The sequence below is a fragment of the Bdellovibrio sp. HCB-110 genome (assembly GCF_047323225.1).
Lineage (GTDB): Bacteria > Bdellovibrionota > Bdellovibrionia > Bdellovibrionales > Bdellovibrionaceae > Bdellovibrio.
In genome coordinates this window covers 3,835,655-3,853,163 of the sequence record NZ_CP178750.1, presented here as the reverse complement: position 1 = coordinate 3,853,163, position 17,509 = coordinate 3,835,655, and the positions used below count along the sequence as shown (strand labels likewise).

Annotated in this window: 20 protein-coding genes; 10 read left to right on the top strand and 10 right to left on the bottom strand. The window is 44.3% G+C overall.

From position 1 onward, the window contains the following. Positions 1-375 (bottom strand): DoxX family membrane protein, encoded by a 375-nt coding sequence (locus tag ACL934_RS18335; protein ID WP_374075985.1) that lies wholly within the window; start codon positions 373-375, stop codon positions 1-3. Positions 376-405: 30 nt separating this feature from the next. Between ACL934_RS18335 and gstA the strand changes: the two genes are divergently transcribed. From gstA to ACL934_RS18315, 4 genes are all read left to right on the top strand, one after another. After that, entirely contained in the window at positions 406-1,038 is a 633-nt protein-coding gene (gstA, locus tag ACL934_RS18330) for a glutathione transferase GstA (protein ID WP_374075984.1), read from the top strand. An 82-nt stretch (positions 1,039-1,120) separates the two neighbouring features. After that, a complete protein-coding gene (locus tag ACL934_RS18325; RefSeq protein ID WP_374075982.1) occupies positions 1,121-1,777 on the top strand; it encodes a VOC family protein in 657 nt (218 codons plus the stop codon). Between the two features lie 16 nt (positions 1,778-1,793). Beyond that, positions 1,794-2,564, top strand: coding sequence for a bifunctional 2-polyprenyl-6-hydroxyphenol methylase/3-demethylubiquinol 3-O-methyltransferase UbiG (gene ubiG / locus ACL934_RS18320; protein ID WP_374075980.1), 771 nt, complete (start codon positions 1,794-1,796; stop codon positions 2,562-2,564). Positions 2,565-2,679: 115 nt separating this feature from the next. After that, complete coding sequence (locus ACL934_RS18315) at positions 2,680-3,114, top strand: DUF1772 domain-containing protein (RefSeq protein WP_374075978.1); 435 nt, start codon at positions 2,680-2,682, stop codon at positions 3,112-3,114. Here the strand turns inward: ACL934_RS18315 and ACL934_RS18310 are convergent. After that, positions 3,065-4,639 carry a DUF4080 domain-containing protein gene (locus ACL934_RS18310; RefSeq protein WP_413612713.1) on the bottom strand — a complete coding sequence of 525 codons (1,575 nt, stop codon included), beginning with the start codon at positions 4,637-4,639 and terminating at the stop codon, positions 3,065-3,067. The genes ACL934_RS18315 and ACL934_RS18310 overlap by 50 nt on opposite strands. A 152-nt stretch (positions 4,640-4,791) precedes the next feature. On the opposite strand from ACL934_RS18310, the gene ACL934_RS18305 reads away from it, so the two are divergent. Beyond that, entirely contained in the window at positions 4,792-6,021 is a 1,230-nt protein-coding gene (locus ACL934_RS18305) for a M20/M25/M40 family metallo-hydrolase (protein WP_374075974.1), read from the top strand. Positions 6,022-6,060: 39 nt separating this feature from the next. Here the strand turns inward: ACL934_RS18305 and ACL934_RS18300 are convergent, their stop codons facing one another. Then, positions 6,061-6,984, bottom strand: coding sequence for a LysR family transcriptional regulator (locus ACL934_RS18300; RefSeq protein ID WP_374075972.1), 924 nt, complete (start codon positions 6,982-6,984; stop codon positions 6,061-6,063). A gap of 207 nt (positions 6,985-7,191) precedes the next feature. On the opposite strand from ACL934_RS18300, the gene ACL934_RS18295 reads away from it, so the two are divergent. Both ACL934_RS18295 and ACL934_RS18290 read left to right on the top strand, forming a co-directional pair. Then, positions 7,192-7,572, top strand: a complete 381-nt coding sequence (locus ACL934_RS18295; RefSeq protein WP_374075970.1) for an HPF/RaiA family ribosome-associated protein — start codon at positions 7,192-7,194, stop codon at positions 7,570-7,572. 41 nt (positions 7,573-7,613) lie between these two features. Then, complete coding sequence (locus ACL934_RS18290; protein WP_374075968.1) at positions 7,614-8,132, top strand: BON domain-containing protein; 519 nt, start codon at positions 7,614-7,616, stop codon at positions 8,130-8,132. Between the two features lie 80 nt (positions 8,133-8,212). Here the strand turns inward: ACL934_RS18290 and ACL934_RS18285 are convergent, their stop codons facing one another. Next, positions 8,213-8,785: a hypothetical protein gene (locus ACL934_RS18285; RefSeq protein ID WP_374075967.1), complete on the bottom strand. Its 573-nt coding sequence runs from the start codon at positions 8,783-8,785 to the stop codon at positions 8,213-8,215. A gap of 67 nt (positions 8,786-8,852) precedes the next feature. Between ACL934_RS18285 and ACL934_RS18280 the strand changes: the two genes are divergently transcribed. Beyond that, entirely contained in the window at positions 8,853-9,422 is a 570-nt protein-coding gene (locus ACL934_RS18280; RefSeq protein ID WP_374075965.1) for a flavodoxin family protein, read from the top strand. A gap of 70 nt (positions 9,423-9,492) precedes the next feature. Here ACL934_RS18280 and ACL934_RS18275 read toward each other — a convergent pair whose 3' ends face one another. The 4 genes from ACL934_RS18275 to ACL934_RS18260 all read right to left on the bottom strand — a co-directional run bounded on the left by ACL934_RS18275 (position 9,493) and on the right by ACL934_RS18260 (position 13,756). Continuing rightward, positions 9,493-10,113 (bottom strand): superoxide dismutase, encoded by a 621-nt coding sequence (locus ACL934_RS18275; protein WP_374075964.1) that lies wholly within the window; start codon positions 10,111-10,113, stop codon positions 9,493-9,495. A 102-nt stretch (positions 10,114-10,215) separates the two neighbouring features. Further along, the gene (gene speE / locus ACL934_RS18270; protein ID WP_374075962.1) at positions 10,216-11,505 is read right to left on the bottom strand and encodes a polyamine aminopropyltransferase; all 1,290 of its coding nucleotides are present in this window, start codon (positions 11,503-11,505) and stop codon (positions 10,216-10,218) included. 137 nt (positions 11,506-11,642) lie between these two features. After that, a complete protein-coding gene (locus ACL934_RS18265; protein WP_374075961.1) occupies positions 11,643-12,752 on the bottom strand; it encodes a hypothetical protein in 1,110 nt (369 codons plus the stop codon). 83 nt (positions 12,753-12,835) lie between these two features. Continuing rightward, positions 12,836-13,756: a class I SAM-dependent methyltransferase gene (locus tag ACL934_RS18260; RefSeq protein WP_374075959.1), complete on the bottom strand. Its 921-nt coding sequence runs from the start codon at positions 13,754-13,756 to the stop codon at positions 12,836-12,838. Between the two features lie 120 nt (positions 13,757-13,876). Between ACL934_RS18260 and ACL934_RS18255 the strand changes: the two genes are divergently transcribed. After that, positions 13,877-14,707 (top strand): Bd3614 family nucleic acid deaminase, encoded by an 831-nt coding sequence (locus tag ACL934_RS18255; RefSeq protein WP_374075958.1) that lies wholly within the window; start codon positions 13,877-13,879, stop codon positions 14,705-14,707. Here ACL934_RS18255 and ACL934_RS18250 read toward each other — a convergent pair. Next, a complete protein-coding gene (locus tag ACL934_RS18250) occupies positions 14,682-16,268 on the bottom strand; it encodes a PAS domain-containing hybrid sensor histidine kinase/response regulator (RefSeq protein ID WP_374075956.1) in 1,587 nt (528 codons plus the stop codon). The genes ACL934_RS18255 and ACL934_RS18250 overlap by 26 nt on opposite strands. Positions 16,269-16,548: 280 nt before the next feature. Here ACL934_RS18250 and ACL934_RS18245 point away from each other — a divergent pair, with 280 nt between their 5' ends. Then, entirely contained in the window at positions 16,549-16,950 is a 402-nt protein-coding gene (locus tag ACL934_RS18245; protein WP_413612712.1) for a four-helix bundle copper-binding protein, read from the top strand. Positions 16,951-17,021: 71 nt separating this feature from the next. Here ACL934_RS18245 and ACL934_RS18240 read toward each other — a convergent pair whose 3' ends face one another. Continuing rightward, on the bottom strand, positions 17,022-17,486 hold the full coding sequence (locus ACL934_RS18240; protein ID WP_374075952.1) for a fibronectin type III domain-containing protein: 465 nt from the start codon (positions 17,484-17,486) through the stop codon (positions 17,022-17,024). Between the last annotated feature and the right edge of the window lie 23 nt (positions 17,487-17,509).

Sequence of the window (17,509 nt, the reverse complement as noted above, 5' to 3'; positions counted from 1 at the left end):
TTAGTGAATAAGTCGTAATAAAGATCCGCTGTGGAAGACTAGAAGAACAAGGTAAGGAATTGTGACGGGAGCAAGAACAGTCCAATGCTTGGGATTATGAAAAAGATGCAGTCCAGTGATCACGAACATCAAGGGAGCAAATATCACCAAACTAATGGGAATTGCGAAACCAAGTAAAAGGAAAGCTCCGCAAAAAATTTCGATAAGTTTTACGGAGGGCATAATGAATTTCGTTTCAACGCAGGCTTCTACAAACTTATCAATCACGGCGCCAGACGGCGGAATTTTTATCCAGTGAAAAAAACCATTGAGTCCCCAAAAGACCATTTGCAATCCAAAAGCCCAACGGAAGATAATCTCGATGTAATAGTTCATGAGTTTAGTCTATATGAAAGGATCAAAAGTATGAAACTCTATTTTTCACCAGGGGCATGTTCTTTGGCTCCTCACATCGTTTTGGAAGAGCTCGGTCTTAGTTATGATGTTGAATCCGTGGATTTACGTACAAAAAAAACTTCTGCGGGTCAGGATTATTTCAAAATCAACCCCAAGGGATCCGTTCCAGCTTTGGATCTTAAAGAAGGCGGGCTACTTACAGAGTGCGCGGTTGTTCTTCAGTACCTTTGCGATAAAAAACCAGAAAAAGGGCTTATTCCGCAAGTAGGAACTCCCGAGCGTTACCGTTGTCTGGAGTGGTTGAACTTTGTTGCGACAGATATGCATAAAGGTTTGGGTGCTTTGTTTGCGACGGACAGAATGTTTCCAGAAAGTCCGACATCGGCTCAAGAATATCGTACGGCGACGATTGCAAATATGGAGCGCCGATTTGCGTTCTTGAACAGTCACTTTGAAACCAATGAATTCTTGATGGGAAAACAGTACTCCGCTGCAGATGCTTACCTGTTCACGATTCTAGGGTGGGCAAATTGGTTGAAGGTGGATCTGTCAAAACACGTGCACGTCTTCGGATTCATGGAAAGAATGATGGGACGTCCAGCAGTGCAAAAGGCAATGAAAGCAGAAGGGCTTTTGAAGTAAGATCTGATTCTTACCACTGGACTTCGTGAAACCTCCCTGAAATCTCTAGCTCTTTGGTAGCTTGAAGAAAGGGGAGGTTTCTATGTCCGAAGGTGTGATTGCCGTTGTCTGCTATCGGCCGAAACCGGGTAAAGAAGAGGCCTTGCAGCAACTCCTACAAAATCATGTCCCGACACTTCGTCAACAGGGTCTGATCACAGACTATCCTTCCACTCTTATGACCTCGCAAGATGGAACTTTGGTTGAAATCTTCGAGTGGAAATCTCCGACTCATGCCAAGAAAGCTCCGAGTGTTCCTGCGGTAAAAAAAATCTGGGATGAGACTGTTCAATTAGCTGAATTCGTTCCTTTGGGAAAACTCGATGAAGCTCGCTCTCCGTTTGCGCACTTTCATCGGAGGTCACCGCAGAAAACTCATCGCATGGTGCCCTTTGAAATTCATGCTGAAAACATCGATCGCTGCTCTGAATTTTATCGCAAAGTTTTTGACTGGAAGGTCGAACAATGGGGCAAAGAATCTTTTTGGCTCGTTGATACGGGTGAGGAGAGCCGTCCGGGAATCAACAACGGATATAACACCATTCAAGTTCACAATATTGGAGATTACTGCGGCCTTGTCGAAAGTAATGGAGGTCATGTTGTGACTCCCGTGGTGGAGCTGCCTCAGTTGGGATGGCTGGCGTATGCGACCGACACGGAAGGAAATATGTTTGGAATGTGGCAACCAATTGAAAACTAAAAAGAGGAGTGCCCGTATGGATATGGATCTCGCAAAGCTTGATAAGGAAATCATTAACAATGATGCTTACGATGAACTGGCTGAACGCTGGTATGAAGCACAAGACGATCCCATCGCTCTTCTACGCAATCAACACAAGGTTGAGATGCCGTGGATTCTGGAAGAGATCCGTCGCAATATCGGCTATCGCGCAGAAATTTTAGATATGGGATGTGGAGCGGGCTTTTTATCCAATGATTTGGCTTTGGCCGGACATAGTGTGACGGGCATTGATCTTTCCACTTCCAGTTTGAAAGTGGCAGAGGATCGAGATCGCACCCACACGGTTCGGTATCAACAGGGTGACGTCTATCAAGTGCCTTTTCCGCGAGAAAGTTTTGATGTTGTCGCTGCGATGGATTTATTGGAACACGTCTCTGATCCCTCCAAAGTTATTGCGGAAGCCACCCGAGTTTTACGCCCTGGAGGATTATTCTTTTTTAATACTTTTAACAAGAATCCATTGGCATGGCTCGTGGTCATCAAAGGAATGGAGTGGTTTGTAAAAAACACTCCCAAGGATTACCATGTTTATTCATTGTTTATTGATCCCAATAAGTTAAGGGAATGGATGGATGACGTTGGTTTAGAAACGATGGCCATTCGAGGAATCCGTCCTGTCTTCGCGCAGAAAGCCCTTTTTGAGCTGATGCGCACGGGGGTGGTTCCCAAGGACTTTCGTTTCAAGTTTACCAAGTTTCCCCTCATTGCCTACACCGGATACGCCAAGAAAATGCGTGAGCATTAAGGACTTTTTGATTTCAAAAAAGAAACTTGTGATTAAGTAAACAAAAGAATATAGACATTCATCTATGAACGTATCGGTTGTGTTAAGGTATATGAGCCTCTTGATGGTGGGTCTCATGGCTGGCAACTCCTTCGCATTTGTGTTGGGGATGGGTACGGCCATGGAGCACCTGTCGATTGGGTCGTATATTGAAATTCATCAATCTATGGACACTACATTCTCGGCATTGACGCCGATGTTTTATACTTTTATCACACTCCTCATCGCTGCAAATCTTTATACAATTCGCAAAGACTGGAAGTCGCTAGAGTTTATGCTCGTGGCGTTTGCATTGATCTGTGTTCTTGATGAGTTGGCAATGACATGGACTATTCATTCTTCGCAGATGATGTCTCCGCCGTCGGATTGGGCGGAGGTTCGTTCGCAATGGCTGCGCTTCATGTATATTCGAAGCGCCCTTTTGACTTCCGGATTTGGTCTTTTGCTCGCTTCAAGCTTCTTTATGAAAAAGAATCTGTCTTCCCCGCGAGATGTCTTTGCTGCCGTTTAGGAATATTTGATTTATCCCCTTTGTCATCCTCAAGTCCGTGTTTCTTTTTCTGTGAATAATCTTTTAAGAATTTCGGCAAATCCGTTTTTCCCGTGGCGTAGTAGTCTTCCAAGATCAGTGCTTTGGCATCGTCTTGTGACCAGCCTAGATGTTCTTTTAAATAGACATAAGCCGTTTCAAAAAGGCTGAGCTGAGAAATACCAAAAGACTGAGCATAACGAGCTGTCAAAAATTCGTTGAAAGCAAAAAACTCCCAGAAGAAAGATTGATCAGTGCGACGTTGCGAGCGTTCTCGCAACGTATTGACGAATCTTTTAAAGACACCGCTATTGGCGTAAAGATCCCAGTACTTTGAAAAACGATTCATTTTTTGCAAAGTATCGAAGTCCATATTTTTCGTGCGCAAGATTTGAAACGGTGGGTGAGTGGAGTAAACCATTTCCCACTCTTTATCATGGCGAGAAATCGGTGCTCCCTTAAGACGTTTTAAAATCCCCACTTGAATTTCATGAGGGCGCAGTTCAGCGAGAGTATCAAAACCTTTTCCGAAACTTTCCAGATCTTCTCCAGGGAGGCCGGCGATCAAATCCGCGTGGGTGTGCACTCCTGTTTCGGCAGAAAGAAAGCGGAAGTTGTCTTTTACTTTTTCATAGTCATTACGACGACTCACTAGGCGAGCGACATCGGCGTTCCAAGTTTGGATGCCGATTTCAAATTGCAAAGCGCCCGGAGGAAACTTTTTGATAAGATCGCGAATTTCCACAGGCAAACGATCCGGCACCATTTCAAAGTGCAGGAAAAGGCCCAAGTGAATGCGATCCAAAAAGAATTGCAAAATCGTCGTGCAAGTTGTCGGACTTAAATTGAACGTGCGGTCGATGAACTTGAACTGACGGGCTCCACGCTCCATCAGTTTTTCCATCTCTTGCAAAAACTCAGTGAGTTCAAAGTTGCGCACAGCTTTATCCAAGGAAGACAAACAGTATTCGCAGCGGTAAGGACAGCCTCGGGACACTTCCACATAGATCACTCTGTTTTGAATGTCTTCGTCTGTGTAAAGACCGTAAGGCGTTTTAATTTTTTTTATGTCGGGGAGAATGCCAGAAACGATTTTATTTTCGGGAAGAACTCCGTTCACGAGATAGTTTTTGCAGAAATCATAGAATAAAAAATCTGCCTCACCCTTGATGGTGAAATCCGCAATTTGACAAATCGGGTTTGTTTCTGATTCGTGACTGACCTCAGGACCTCCCAAAACGACGATTGTTTCGGGACTGATTCTTTTGAGCAGAGACACAAGTTCCAAGGACTCTTGGGCATTCCAAATGTACACTCCGAGGCCAATTATCTTCGGTTTTTGACGCAGCAAAGCTTCAGCAATATCACGAGGTTCCCGTTGAATTGTGAACTCCACGATCTCTGCACGGTCTTGAAGTTCTTCAAGGTTCGCCATGAGATAGCGAAGGCCGAAAGAGCTATGGGGATACGAAGAATTAAGGGTGACGAGCAGAATGTCCTTTTTCATAGAAGCACATCCTAGTGCATGTTGAAAAAATAAGCGAATTGTCTTTGCCAACATGAGGACAAAAAAGTTACCATTACCATGCAGTAACAAAAAACCAAGATGGATTTTGTTGCGCCGGCCCGGATGGCTGAAATTTTTCAAAGGATTGAATTATGAAATTGGCCACGATGGCTCTTTTATTCGTCGCATCGAATGCGATGGCTCACGTTCCAACTCTTGAAAATTTCGAAACAAAACCAATTCTTGCTGATCTGAACGACCTACGCGCCCTCAATATTCCCGTTCTTGCAAAAGATGAAAGTGTTGAAGTGGGCTACGCGATGGTGACGCCTCTTATGCAGCAAAGAATTCAAGAGCGTGCTCATGCCGTGGGCAAGTGCGGAGGATTTGAAGATCTGAGCACCGATGTGATGTTGCAGTCTCACGGATTCGACAAAATGTTAACGGAACTAGCAAAGATCAAAGAAAAGAATGATCTTTACGAAAGAGCTCCGTTTAAAATTCTTTCTTTGGAAAAAAGTGTGCAGATTGAAGCGGCTTTAACAGAAGTCAGCGAAAGCAACCTGCGCAGTTATGTTCAGTGGCTTTCGGCATTCCCGAACAGAAATAACCGCGATGCTCAGCCGAATAAACACGTGGTTGAGATGAAACAACGTCTTGAGGCGATGCTGGCTAATGCAACGATCCCTTATGAAATTTCTGAAATCACACACTCTTCCACAAAACAAAACACTTTGCGTGTGCGTTTGCCAGGAAGTACACGTCCGAATGAGATTGTGGTGTTGGGTGGGCACTTGGATTCCATCAACCAATCTTGGGGCGGTGGAAAAGGAGCTCCGGGAGCTGACGACAATGCTTCGGGTTCTGCGAACTTGATTGAAACTTTGCGCATCCTCATGGATAAACCGCAACCACAACGTACCGTCGAGATTTTCTGGTACGCAGGGGAAGAGTCAGGTCTTTTAGGTTCTGCGGAAGTTGCAAAACAATATAAAGCAGAGAAAAAAGACGTCATTGCTGTTCTTCAATTGGACATGACTTTGTTTCCGGGATCTGGCGAGCTTGTGATCGGAAGCATGACGGATTTCACAAGTGCATGGCTTCGTGATTATCTAAAAGCGATGAACGAAACTTATCTTCACGCGCGCATTGTCGATGATAAATGTGGATATGGTTGCAGCGATCATGCTTCTTGGAACCGTCAAGGTTATCCAGCTTTGATGCCTTTTGAAGCAACCTTCAAAGCAAGTAACAAAAATATCCACACTTCTAACGACGTGATCAGTCCTGAATCTAACTTTAAGCACTCGGCAGTTTACACGAAAATTGCTTTGGTGCTGGCGATGGATCTGGCAAACAGCCAGGTTCGTCAACCTTACTAAGATCCTCCGAAGGTTTAAGGCGTGGAAATCATCTGCGCCTTAAACCATTTTTTCCAGGCGCTTTACACTGTTCTTTACGTCTTCCACGACTTCGTCGTAGTTCGCGTCTTTTCTTCCTAAAAGATAAACCGTGTGTTTCCAATATCCCGCTTTCGGTCCGATAGAAGTTAGAACTCCCGATTTCACTTCGTCATAGACATAAGGCACAGGTAAAAAACCAACCCCTGCGCCGTCGACAATGGCACGACCTACGACAGACATAATGTCGCTTTCAAAAACGACTTTCTTGCGAGCTTTGATCTCTTGAAAAAAGAGATCCGTTTCATGGCGCAGTTTCATTTTGTAAGAAGGGATGATCAATCCCCAGGGAACGGCATTCAGAAATTCAAGGGCCGAGGTGTTCTTAGAAATACGGATTTTAAGTTCCTTCAAATTCTGCGTAGAAACCAAAAGATTCACAGGCATGCTGGCTGACGCAAATTCTTTCACGTCTTCAGAGTAAATAGGCTTGTTGGTAAGGACCAAGTCGATTTCCTGACTGCGCAGTTGGCTGATCAAAGTTTCGGAAGGAGCAGAACTCACAAAGAATGTTTTTTCAACACTGCGCTTTCGTTCTTTGATCAGAGGACTTAAAAGATCGGCGATAAAAGGACGCTCAACTTGATCTGTGACACCAATACGAATTTTCTGACTTTGTTTTTCAGACGGAGAACGCAAACTTTCTGCAAATTCAGCGGCGATATCGAATATCTTTTTAGAGTACGCAAAGGCGCGCTCTCCCTCGGGAGTGAGCTGTAAACGTCGTCCTTTTTTCTCGAAAAGTTTTTGATCTATCGAAGCTTCAAAAACTTTTAATTGGGAGCTGAGAGAAGGCTGACTTATATGAAGATATTTTGCAGCGTTACTGACGCCACCTAGCTTCGCCGTTACATAAAAGTAATATAAGTGGTTGTAGTTAAACATGAATCTAGACCCCCTGCTGACAAGGCTTTTTTGGAGCCTTTTTGGAACTGGTCCTTCGCTGCAACTCTGTAAGTAGTGAAGGATTCAGGAAAATCCTCAATGGGACTCTCTAAATATATAACTTAAAGCTAATTAAGTCATCTAAATTATATATTTAAAGAAATCATTGTTCTCTACGATAATAAGAAAAGAACAAGGAGGTAGATCATGCAAACAGACATCTACTACAGAGACATCACTAAAACTGAAAACCTTGAAGCCTATTTGATGGAGAAAGTCGAAGGGGCCGTAGAGGAGTTTTTCAAATACGATAGTGGTGCTCACCTCACGGTCCGTGTCGAGACTGATCGACATAGATCGCAGACTCGGAAACCGAGTTACACTTGTGAGGTCATCTTAAAACCATCGCGCCTGCGCACAGTGATTAAAGTGCGTAAGAACGATGAGAACTTCAAAAGATGTGTAGCTAAGACTATTTCAGCATTGAAAGTCATTATGAGCAAAAGATCCTCTCTTAAATCGCAACATCACAGACATGATCCGATGTTGGATTTTATCCCACTCTCTGATGAAGAGAGAGTGGCCTGAAATGTAAATAATAATAGAAACCAAGGTAGAAGGAGCAGCATATGAATACTCTTCTAAAGAAAAACCAGGTTGATAGTGAATTGGCGCGAAGAATTCGCGACCGAATCAAATGGGATAAGAGAGTAAGCATTGCCGACCTTGATGTCGTCGTCCGTGGAGGTGTAGTCATTGTCAGTGGCTTTGTAGACACCTCATACAAAAAGAACGCAGCACTGGAAGCGATCTCTGACACAGAAGGCGTATGGGCCGTGGAAGATCGAATTGTAGTTCCAGTAGATTATTATCGAACGGACGAAGAGATTACCAAAATCCTTGAGTCGCAATTGGCGGAGATGATCAAAATCGGCGGAGAGCATATCGAAGTCGACGTGATTGACGGTATCGTCAAGCTCGAAGGTGAAGTCTTCCGACCAAGACTTAAAGCGATGGCGGTCGCCTCGGCGTGGGAGCTCTCCGGGGTGCGGGACGTCTTAAATTTCATTGAAATTAAAGACCCTCCCCGAAGAGTTCCTGTTACTGTCGATTTTAAATTTGAAGAAACAACCCAGGAGGTGTCTTGATGAGAGTACACACATTGTAATATGCGGTCCTTTTCCCATCCCTCCATGTACGGGCGCCTGCAAGAGGCGCCCTCTTTTTTTTACTGAGGGCGACGGCACTCGCCGCGTTCCTGGCAGGACATCAACTGTTTACGAAGTTCCATCATTTCGTCTAAAGAATATCCCAAAGTCATGTCGAAACCTTTTTCAATTCCGCCGTCTTGAGAGATAGAAATAAATTTTTGTACTTGGTTGAAGTTCTTTTCAGATAAACCGCAGTCTTTACCGCCGCAAGTGACATGCAGTTTGCGACCAGCACCCAGAGTTTGTAAGAAGCGTTTTCTTTGTTCTTTCGCTTTTTTAAGAGCACCAGGTAGACTGCTCCAGCATTTTACTTCAGCGACAACAACTGCGGATTTATTGGAGTTGCGGAATACAATCACATCGAGTTCGCCGATCGTGCCTTTGCCTCCACCGTATTGGATGCCTGTTGTCACTGTGAACTCGGGAGCTTTATAGATCTGTTCCAGATTCAATTTGGCAACCTGCTCACAAACAGTCCCTACGATAAAGTATTTCTCACCTGAATCTTCCAAAGCTTCAAAAAGTGGACGGATGTCCTTGGCGTGAGCGGTAGATACAGACAATAATAGAACAAAGAAAAACTTCATCATGGGAACCCCTCTTTATGGGGAAGAAATAGCATTGGACCCCAGAGATGAGCAAACGGGCGGATCGACTATGAAAAAAATCTTAATTCTGAATGGCAGTCCATCGGGCGACAAAGGCAATTGTGCCCTGTGGATTAAGGGGCTTTTATCGCTTTTAAAAAAGCAGGCCTCTGTTGATGTCGTTCACTTGGCGAAAACCTCTTATGGGCCGGGCCTTAGAATGAAGATTGAGAATTCCTCAGGTGTGATCTTTGTGACGGGAACATATTGGGATTCGTGGGGGAGTCCTCTTCAGAAACTTTTGGAAGACATGACGGACCTTGAAGCTTCGACGGCCTTGATGGGAAAACCCAGCGCGGTCTTTGTGCTTATGCATTCTGTGGGAGGTAAATCTGTTTTATCTCGTTTGCAGGGTGTTCTTTCCACGATGGGATTTTTAATCCCACCGATGAGTGGGATGGTTTATTCACTCGTTTCCGATATCGCCTTAAAAACCAAAAGCACTCACGCTAAAGATTTCTGGCAAAGAGATGATGCAGAACTGATTTTAGAAAATTTCCTGAAAGCCTGTGAGCTGAATGTGCCATGGAGCACATGGCCTGTTGATAAAAAAGATCCTAGAAGGAAATGGCTGAGATAATAAAAAAGAGACTGGCGTGAGCTCAGTCTCTTTTTTGATGTACTTTTTCCCAACGAAGGGAAGCAGGTACCTACGTCATTGATTTCGTCAAATCGCGAACTTTTTTAGAAGCGAAGTTTTCTGAAACGAAGTTCCAGTTTACTTGCGACCAGAAAGTCTCAAGATATTTTTGACGAAGATTTCTGTAATCAACGTAGTAAGCATGTTCCCAAACGTCAGCAACAAGCAATGGAGCCGGGCCGTTGTTTGTGAATGGAACTGCGGCGTTTGATGTAGAAACCAGGCTCAATTTGCCAGATGCATCTGTGCAAAGCCAGATCCAGCCTGAACCGAAAGTTTTAACACCGCCGTCTACGAATTTCGCTTTAAGCTCATCCATAGAACCAAAGTCACGTTTGATCGCGGCTTCTAGATCAGCAGAAGGTTTGCCACCTTGGCCTGCTGGAGACATCCCGAACCAGAAGAATGTGTGGTTCCAAGCTTGAGCCGCATTGTTGAATACGCCGCCCGATGAAGTCAGAGTGATCTCTTCAAGGGATTTTCCTTTAAGAGAAGCATCTGTTTCAGCGAACTTATTCAAGTTGTCGATGTAAGCTTTGTGATGTTTGTCGTAGTGGTAAGTCATTTGTTCTTCATTGAACAAAGGAGCAAGACCGGTTTTTGCGTAGGGTAGAGTAGGTAGTTTGAACATTTACGCCTCCTATTGTTTCTGGGATTTTCGTGGACCACTTTATGTGGTCCATTTGTTTAGTCCCAATTGAAACTATAATGAAAATAGGAGGCGGTCTATGAATTAAGCATTTTCGCCGAGCATCGTCCTGACGAAGGTAGGCAAAGAGAAAGCCGCTGTGTGCAAATCTTCGTTGTAGTACTTAAGACCTTTGGCCGTAGAGAATTGGCGCGCTTTGTCTTTATTGAAGTCTTTTGCTGGGTGAAATTGTCCCTTCACGCCCACTTGCAGGCTCCACATTCCAGATGGATATGTCGTTGCGTGGAAAAGCATTGTGTGGACGCTTCCTTTGCCGAAAATTCCTTTAAGGCATTGGTTTAATTCAACGAAAGTGCCTTCGTGGAACATCGGAGATTCACCTTGAGTGACGATCAGGCCGCCCTCTTTCAATGCGTTTTTGCAGTTTGTGTAGAACTCCGCAGTGAAAAGACCTTGCGCGGGACCTACAGGATCTGAACCATCCACGATGATCACATCATAAGAACCTGGAGCTGCGTCTTTTACGAATTGGATGCCATCGCCGATGATGAGATTCAATTTCGAGTTGCCGAACTCCGAAGCGATTTGTGGAAGATGTTGCTTAGAAGCACGAATCACCGCTTCGTCGATTTCCACCATCGTGACTTTTTCGATTTGATCGTATTTGAAAAGTTCTCGGATTGTTCCGCCGTCGCCACCACCGATAACAAGCACGTTCTTGGCATTTCCGTGAGTTTGCATCACCGGGTGAGTGATCATCTCGTGATAATGGAATTCATCACGCTCTGTGCACATCACCATGTTGTTGATCGCCAAGAATTTTCCGTGAGAGTAAGAATCCAAAACACGCACGCGTTGGAATGGATTTGTTTCGTCGAAGAGAACATCACCCGTATAGCGCAAAGACAAGGCTTGGTTTTCGTCTTTATCCGTGAACCATACGTTGCGCTCGATTTGCACACCTTTCGTCAAATCGAAAGAAGGTTTTTCGCGCATCACTTTGGGTTGGAAATCTGTTTTTTGAATGACGTGAAGAGATCCACGGTTCATTTCAAGCGCAGAGTAATTAGCTTGGAAAGCTTTTTTCAAGTGTTCGAAAGAAACCCAGGGATCAACCGAATCGCCACAAGTGAAAAGATCGACAGCAGCGTAACGGTATTCAGGCCAAGTGTGAATTGCTAAATGGCTTTCTTGAATCACCACGACACCACTGACTCCCCACGGAGAAAAGTGATGGAAAGTCGAATTAATTACAGTAGCTCCTGCGATTTGTGCGGCTTCAATCATACTTCTTTCGATGATAGAAACGTCGTTCAAAACCTCTGCGTTGCAACCACTGAACTCAACTAAAATATGGCGACCTAAAGCTTTCAATTCCTTGTCCTCCCAGAAATGGATTTGTTTTTTATGAAAGGGGGGTTCTAGGATCTTTTCACCCCCCTGACAAGGTCTTTTTGTCCGCTTTTTAAATCTTTGAAAAAAATCGTACTTTCAAAGAGTTAGTGCTCTACTTAGAAAGCTGAAACTGCACTGGGACGACGTGGACGAGGCAAGAGGTCGAATTGACCAAGTCTGTAGGCTCTGAACGTGTCTTCGTCCAAACTGTCCAACCATCCTGCGTAGTGCTTGTAAGTGACACATTTTACCTCGGGCATGCCACAGACTTTCTTAGCAAAATCCTGAAGGGCATCCCAGTAAGCCCCGCCGTTGTACTTTTCAAAATGGTGTCCCAGGCTTACGGGCGCTCGGCGACCGTAGTAGTTCAAATTGAAATAGTTCATATAGGAATCAAACATCTGCTTACGATAGGCCTCGCGATTGGCGAGATCTTCTTTTGCTTTGGAATGCACATAGTAAAAGTTGTAGTCCATTCCCGTGACTAATTTGCCTGTGCCGGCCATTTCGATCATGGGTAAGATGATATTCCAGAAGCCCTGTCTGTTTCTGTACGGCCAGTGAGTCATATCGCCCGTGACAGAAATGTCGTATTTAAAATTGAAGTCCTTCATGGTTTTCCAAAGAGCTTCGTTGACGCTCAGGCGGGGAGCGCGGAATCCAACAATGTCTTTTTCGCCGAGTGCATATCCTTGCGGATATTTTGCACTCGGAGTAAGGCCATTGTTAAAATAAGCTCCAAAGAGCAAATCATTGTACTGGCGGAACTCCGACTCCCAGTCTGCTGTGTCCCATCTTTCCGCTCCTCCTGGGAATTGTCCATTTGCACGGGAAGCGATTTCATGTCCCTCGGCAAACGCGTCGTTCATCATGTCAATACGAGAGGCAATGCCCTGAGCACTTTCACCAAAGCCAATCAAAGAATAGCCGACATCATGTTTTGGCGGAGCATAGAAGTGGCGGTTGGCTTCGCGAAGAAAATAAACGCCACTGATAAAGTACGTGAAATTCACCGGCATTTTGTTTTTATTCATATCCGCTGCAAAGTCGCGCGTGGCCTGCCATTGTTTTAGGTCAAGTCCGCCATCAAAACCGATCATAATGTACTGAGAAGGGCGTGCCACTTTTGCAGCTGTCAGAGTTTTTTCTTCGGCCCAAGTTGTTGTCGTCACTGTAGAAACAGTTAAAAGAGATCCCAAAAAGATTTTTTGTAGATTGCGAATCACGATTCACCTCGCCTTTTTAGAATGTTTTGAACAATTCTAAAGAGGCGGTGCTCCCATTTCACCTTACGGTGGCGATAGATCTCTTATTTATTTTTAATCTCAAAGCAGTTGTGTATTTTCTTGTCGTGGAAGTCCTGAGGGATGCTGTCCTCTGAAATATCTTTCACGGTGTACTTAGACAAGATGTTCGCAGACAGTTTAAATTTCCTCTTGTTGTTCGAGAAATAAAGAATTCCTCCGTCACTCAACATGCTCATGCAGGAGTCCACCAGAAAGTCCTGATCGCGCTCGACTTCAAATGTGTCTTCCATTTTTTTGGAATTTGAAAATGTCGGAGGGTCCAAGAAAATCATATCAAAGGATTTTTGATTGCGATGGGCACGCAACCATTCAAGAACGTCAGCGTTGATAAAACTGTGAGAGCCAAAATCAAGACCATTGAGTTCGAAGTTGTCTTGAGCCCAGCGCAAATAGGTCTGAGACATGTCGACACTGGTGGTGCGGGCTCCGGCCAAAGCAGCAAAAACGCTCACAGAACCCGTGTAACAGAAAAGATTTAAGAACTTTTTATCGCCCGCCATTTTAAAAACTTTTTGGCGCATAGGACGGTGATCTAAAAACAAGCCGGTGTCTAAATAATCGTACAAATTAATTTTGAAAAGCGCCTGGGACTCACGCACAACAAATGTTTCTTCTTTGGCATCGAGTTTTTCATATTGTTTAAGGCCCTCTTGGCGTTCCCGTTTTTTGATAACGATTTTTTCGTCAGTGCACTTAAACAAAGCTTTCAAAGCATCAACAACATGAGGGAGGTGATTCTTATCTTTGTCTTTAAAGAATTCGCTTTTGTCGTAAATGACATAGTGATCTTTGTAGATATCGACAATAAAGGGATACTCAGGAATATCACGATCATAAAGGCGGAAGGCCTCGATTTGGTGGCGTTCCGACCAGCTTTTCAGTTTTTTATAGTTCTTTTCGAGGCGGTTTTTGATCATGTCCATACTAGTCCAGTTGGGCTTCGCCGCCCTACGGGTCGCGAGCCATTTTTTGTTCCACATCCTGCGGCGCAAGCCGCAGGCCATATTTAGACAAAATTTAAGGGTTGTGGTACCAATTCCTCTATGTTGGCAGAAAAAAGAGCAGAGCATATAGCTTTTTTACTCAATCAGCCCGAACGGGATCTGGCCTTTGTGGAGTACAAAGGGGTTCTTTACTATGCTTTATTTCCTCAAAACGCCAATGCACCTTCTTCGGCGACAGTGAAGCTTTTGCAGGGAATTTTTGATCAATTTGTCGATCACAGCTTCTTTATTCTGCGCCAAAGGATTTTCGTGACCGGGTCGCTGACAGAAATGTGCCGGGGCATGGTTAAAGTCGTCGGAAAAAGGATTAGCGAGAATATCACTGCCCAAGATCACGGTTTGAGTTTGGACTTGCATTTTGAACAGGTTGGAACTTCTGAAGAGGTTCTTATTCCTGTCCGGCATTTAAATTCTGAAAATCAGAGTCCTTTGCAGGATATTCAAGATTGGATTGCCGGCAACACGGCGGCAAGCTCCAGGGATCTTTTGCATCTGGCCAGTGGACTGGCAAGACGAGTTCCCCGTGGAGAGATTTTGCACGATTACGATCGCGATATCGCGGCTCTCTTGTTGGATTCCACGGGAAAAGTTTTAAGTTATGGAGTTAATTCCAATTCCAAGAATAAAACGTTGCATGCAGAAGTGAATCTTTTGCAGCGCCTTTTCCGTGAATTTAAAGGCAAGATTCCTCAAGGCGCTGTTCTTTACTCCACCCACAAGCCTTGTAAGATGTGTGCAGGTATGATTTATCACTGGAGCGATGATCCTTCGTCAGTCCAGGTCTTCTATTCCGTTGAAGAAACGGGAACTTTATCCCGCCATACGGTTTTGGACAAGTGGCAACTTAATAAACAGCTTCTGTCGAACTGAAGAATGAATTGATGGCTTTCACTAAAGTGTCTTTGCGAATAGGCTTGGATAAGTGCATATCACATCCTGCTTGCAAACTTTTTTCGACGTCTTCAGAAAAGGCGTTGGCAGTGCAGGCGAATATACGAGCCGGTGTGCGCTTATTCAATTGCTCCATCGTGCGAATAGAGCGTGTGGCTTCATAGCCGTCCATTCCCGGCATTTGTACATCCATAAAAATAATATCGAAATGTTCTTGGGAGGCGAGCTCCACGGCTTCCGCACCGCTTTGGGCGTAAATAATATTGTGAACAGTGTTTTGCAGGTAAATTCCAAAGAGATTGCGATTGTCGTCGACGTCATCGACGATCAGGATGCGGAGGCGGCTTGTTGAAATAGTATGTTTAATGTCGCTCAATTGATAACGTCCTTGAAGAGGATTGTGCATGTGGGTTTTGCGTTCTGTCGTGGTTGCCATTGTCGCCGTAAAATAAAACACACTTCCGACACCCTCGTCACTTTCCAGCCAAATTTGTCCATTCATCAACTGCACAATGTTTTTTGTGATTGAAAGTCCCAAGCCCGTTCCGCCATACCGACGTGTGGTTGCAGAGTCCGCCTGAGTGAAGGGTTGAAAAATATCTTTGAACTTCGATTTAGGAACGCCGATTCCTGTGTCTGCCACACAAAAAAGAATATTTCCGGGACGGGAGGTTCGATTCTTTGCCACTCGCAAAGAGACTTCGCCTTTGTGAGTGAACTTAATGGCATTATTCAATAAATTCATCAAAACTTGGCGCAAACGATCCACGTCACCGATATAGAAGGAGTCGACATCGGGCTCGACTTGGATTTTTAGCTGCAACCCTTTTTCTTTCGCGCGAAAGCCCAGAACTGCCATGAGTTCATCTAAGAGTTTTTGAAGTTCAAAGGGTAGAAGCTTGAGTTCAATTTCGCCGGCTTCGACTTTAGACAAATCCAAGATGTCATTGATGATTGTCATCAACTGGCTGTTCGCGCGCTGAAGAATTTCGACGAAGGAAGACTGTTGATCATCGAGAGGTGTTTCCGCCAAGGTGTCCGTAATCCCGATAATAGAATTTAACGGCGTGCGAATTTCATGACTCATGTTTGCTAAGAAAACAGATTTTGCATAAGTGGCCGCTTTGGCTTTCGCGGCTGTGGTGAGAAGTTCTTTATTTTTCTTTTCAAGATTTTCGGCAAGACTTCTTTTCTCTGTCACATCCAGAGCCATCTTGACGATCTTCGTGACTTCCCCCATGGCATTGCGAACAGGAGTGTATGATCCCTGGATCCATACTATGGATTTATCTTTTGAAAGACGTTTAAACTCTCCCGCTTGGGTTTGTCCTTCAGCAAGCTGATTCCACATTTCTTGGTGTTCCAATTCGTGCTGATGAAAATCTGGTAAGAAAATGGAGTGATGTTGCCCGACAAGTTCATGTAATTCATAACCCAATAAGTTTAAGAAATTCTGATTAGCCCAAAGAATTTTTCCTTGGATATCGAATTCTATGACCGCATTTGAATTTAACAGTGCTTCATAAACGGAGTGAGTCATGTGTTAAGTCTTTCAGATTATTTAATTTTAATAAAATTACAAAACTCCCTGGGAATTAAAGTTTTGTAATTCACGAATCGTTAAAAGTGATATTGAAGTATTTTACGTCCTTTCATTTTGAGTCCTCAGTATCTCGTGCCCTTTTGAATGCCGCATTGGACGCGGACTTCAAGGCGAAGCTATGTTTTTTGGCAGAATGAGCAAATGAACTCTGACATTTTTTTAAGGAAATTATTTTTTCATTTTATAGTTAAGGAGAAGATAAATTAGGGAGGAAGTTATGCCTACTCATCCAATGCAAGACAGCGATATTACGAAGTGTATTAATAATTGTTTAAATTGTGCCCGCAGTTGCCTTGAAACCTTCCATTACTGTTTGGAAGAAAAGGGCACGGCTTTTTCCGGGAAGCATCTTTCTTTGCTTCAGTTCTGCGTGGACGCGTGCCGTATGTCCGCGCAACTCTTGATCGCAGAATCACCGTTTCACAATCAGGCTTGTGAGCTTTCGTTTGAACTCTGTCAGGCTTGTGCGATTGAGTGTGAACGTTATGAGTATGACGAAGTATTCCAACAATGTGCGGCCGTCTGTCGTCGTTGTGCGGAATCTTGCCGAGCGATGTCAGGTATGACTGTTCGAGTTCCGCGCGAGGAGATTGAAAAAAGAGCCTCTGCGCGTATGTAAGTCTTAAAAAAGAAAAAGCCCCTGAAAAATTCAGAGGCTTTTTTTGAGAATTTAATTCTAATAATACGAAATTATTTTGCAGCTGGAGTTGCGAACATAGATGTCGCGAAGAAGCTCTTACGGAATGTGCTCCAGTTTGTGGATTTCACAGCAGCTACACGCCAGAAGTAGTGCTTACCAGCTTCCAAACCAGTTGCTTCAAATGAAGTTGTTTTGTTGTGGTATTCGTTAGCTACAAGCCATTTGAAGTTTGCATCTGTTGCAACTTGAACGTGATATTCGTCAGCGCCTGCAACGGCTTTCCAAGTAAGAGCTGTTTTGTCGCCGCTCACTTCAGAGAAATAAGCTGGAGAAGACAATTCCGGTTTCGCAGGAACATCATGCTTGTCTGGTTGCTCTTGTGGTTTTGGGAAAAGTGCGTTCATTTTTTCTGCCAAATTGCCATGGCCTCCGCCACCGTGGCCTTCTTCAGCCAAAGAAGGAGATGTCAAAGCTAGTGTTAGAGCGAAAGCGAGTAGAGATACCAAGATCTTCATGATTTAATCCTTTTGTAAACGAT

Bases quoted from the DNA above. Each gene is read 5' to 3' on its own strand.
- ACL934_RS18310 (WP_413612713.1), bottom strand. From the start codon at position 4,639: ATGAAAAAGGACATTCTGCTCGTCACCCTTAATTCTTCGTATCCCCAT.
- ACL934_RS18250 (WP_374075956.1), bottom strand. From the start codon at position 16,268: ATGACTCACTCCGTTTATGAAGCACTGTTAAATTCAAATGCGGTCATA.
- ubiG (WP_374075980.1), top strand. From the start codon at position 1,794: ATGGATATGGATCTCGCAAAGCTTGATAAGGAAATCATTAACAATGAT.
- ACL934_RS18240 (WP_374075952.1), bottom strand. From the start codon at position 17,486: ATGAAGATCTTGGTATCTCTACTCGCTTTCGCTCTAACACTAGCTTTG.
- ACL934_RS18275 (WP_374075964.1), bottom strand. From the start codon at position 10,113: ATGTTCAAACTACCTACTCTACCCTACGCAAAAACCGGTCTTGCTCCT.
- ACL934_RS18245 (WP_413612712.1), top strand. From the start codon at position 16,549: ATGCCTACTCATCCAATGCAAGACAGCGATATTACGAAGTGTATTAAT.
- ACL934_RS18295 (WP_374075970.1), top strand. From the start codon at position 7,192: ATGCAAACAGACATCTACTACAGAGACATCACTAAAACTGAAAACCTT.
- ACL934_RS18315 (WP_374075978.1), top strand. From the start codon at position 2,680: ATGGCTGGCAACTCCTTCGCATTTGTGTTGGGGATGGGTACGGCCATG.
- ACL934_RS18325 (WP_374075982.1), top strand. From the start codon at position 1,121: ATGTCCGAAGGTGTGATTGCCGTTGTCTGCTATCGGCCGAAACCGGGT.
- gstA (WP_374075984.1), top strand. From the start codon at position 406: ATGAAACTCTATTTTTCACCAGGGGCATGTTCTTTGGCTCCTCACATC.
- ACL934_RS18285 (WP_374075967.1), bottom strand. From the start codon at position 8,785: ATGATGAAGTTTTTCTTTGTTCTATTATTGTCTGTATCTACCGCTCAC.
- ACL934_RS18335 (WP_374075985.1), bottom strand. From the start codon at position 375: ATGAACTATTACATCGAGATTATCTTCCGTTGGGCTTTTGGATTGCAA.
- ACL934_RS18300 (WP_374075972.1), bottom strand. From the start codon at position 6,984: ATGTTTAACTACAACCACTTATATTACTTTTATGTAACGGCGAAGCTA.
- ACL934_RS18255 (WP_374075958.1), top strand. From the start codon at position 13,877: ATGTTGGCAGAAAAAAGAGCAGAGCATATAGCTTTTTTACTCAATCAG.
- ACL934_RS18280 (WP_374075965.1), top strand. From the start codon at position 8,853: ATGAAAAAAATCTTAATTCTGAATGGCAGTCCATCGGGCGACAAAGGC.
- ACL934_RS18290 (WP_374075968.1), top strand. From the start codon at position 7,614: ATGAATACTCTTCTAAAGAAAAACCAGGTTGATAGTGAATTGGCGCGA.
- ACL934_RS18305 (WP_374075974.1), top strand. From the start codon at position 4,792: ATGAAATTGGCCACGATGGCTCTTTTATTCGTCGCATCGAATGCGATG.
- ACL934_RS18260 (WP_374075959.1), bottom strand. From the start codon at position 13,756: ATGGACATGATCAAAAACCGCCTCGAAAAGAACTATAAAAAACTGAAA.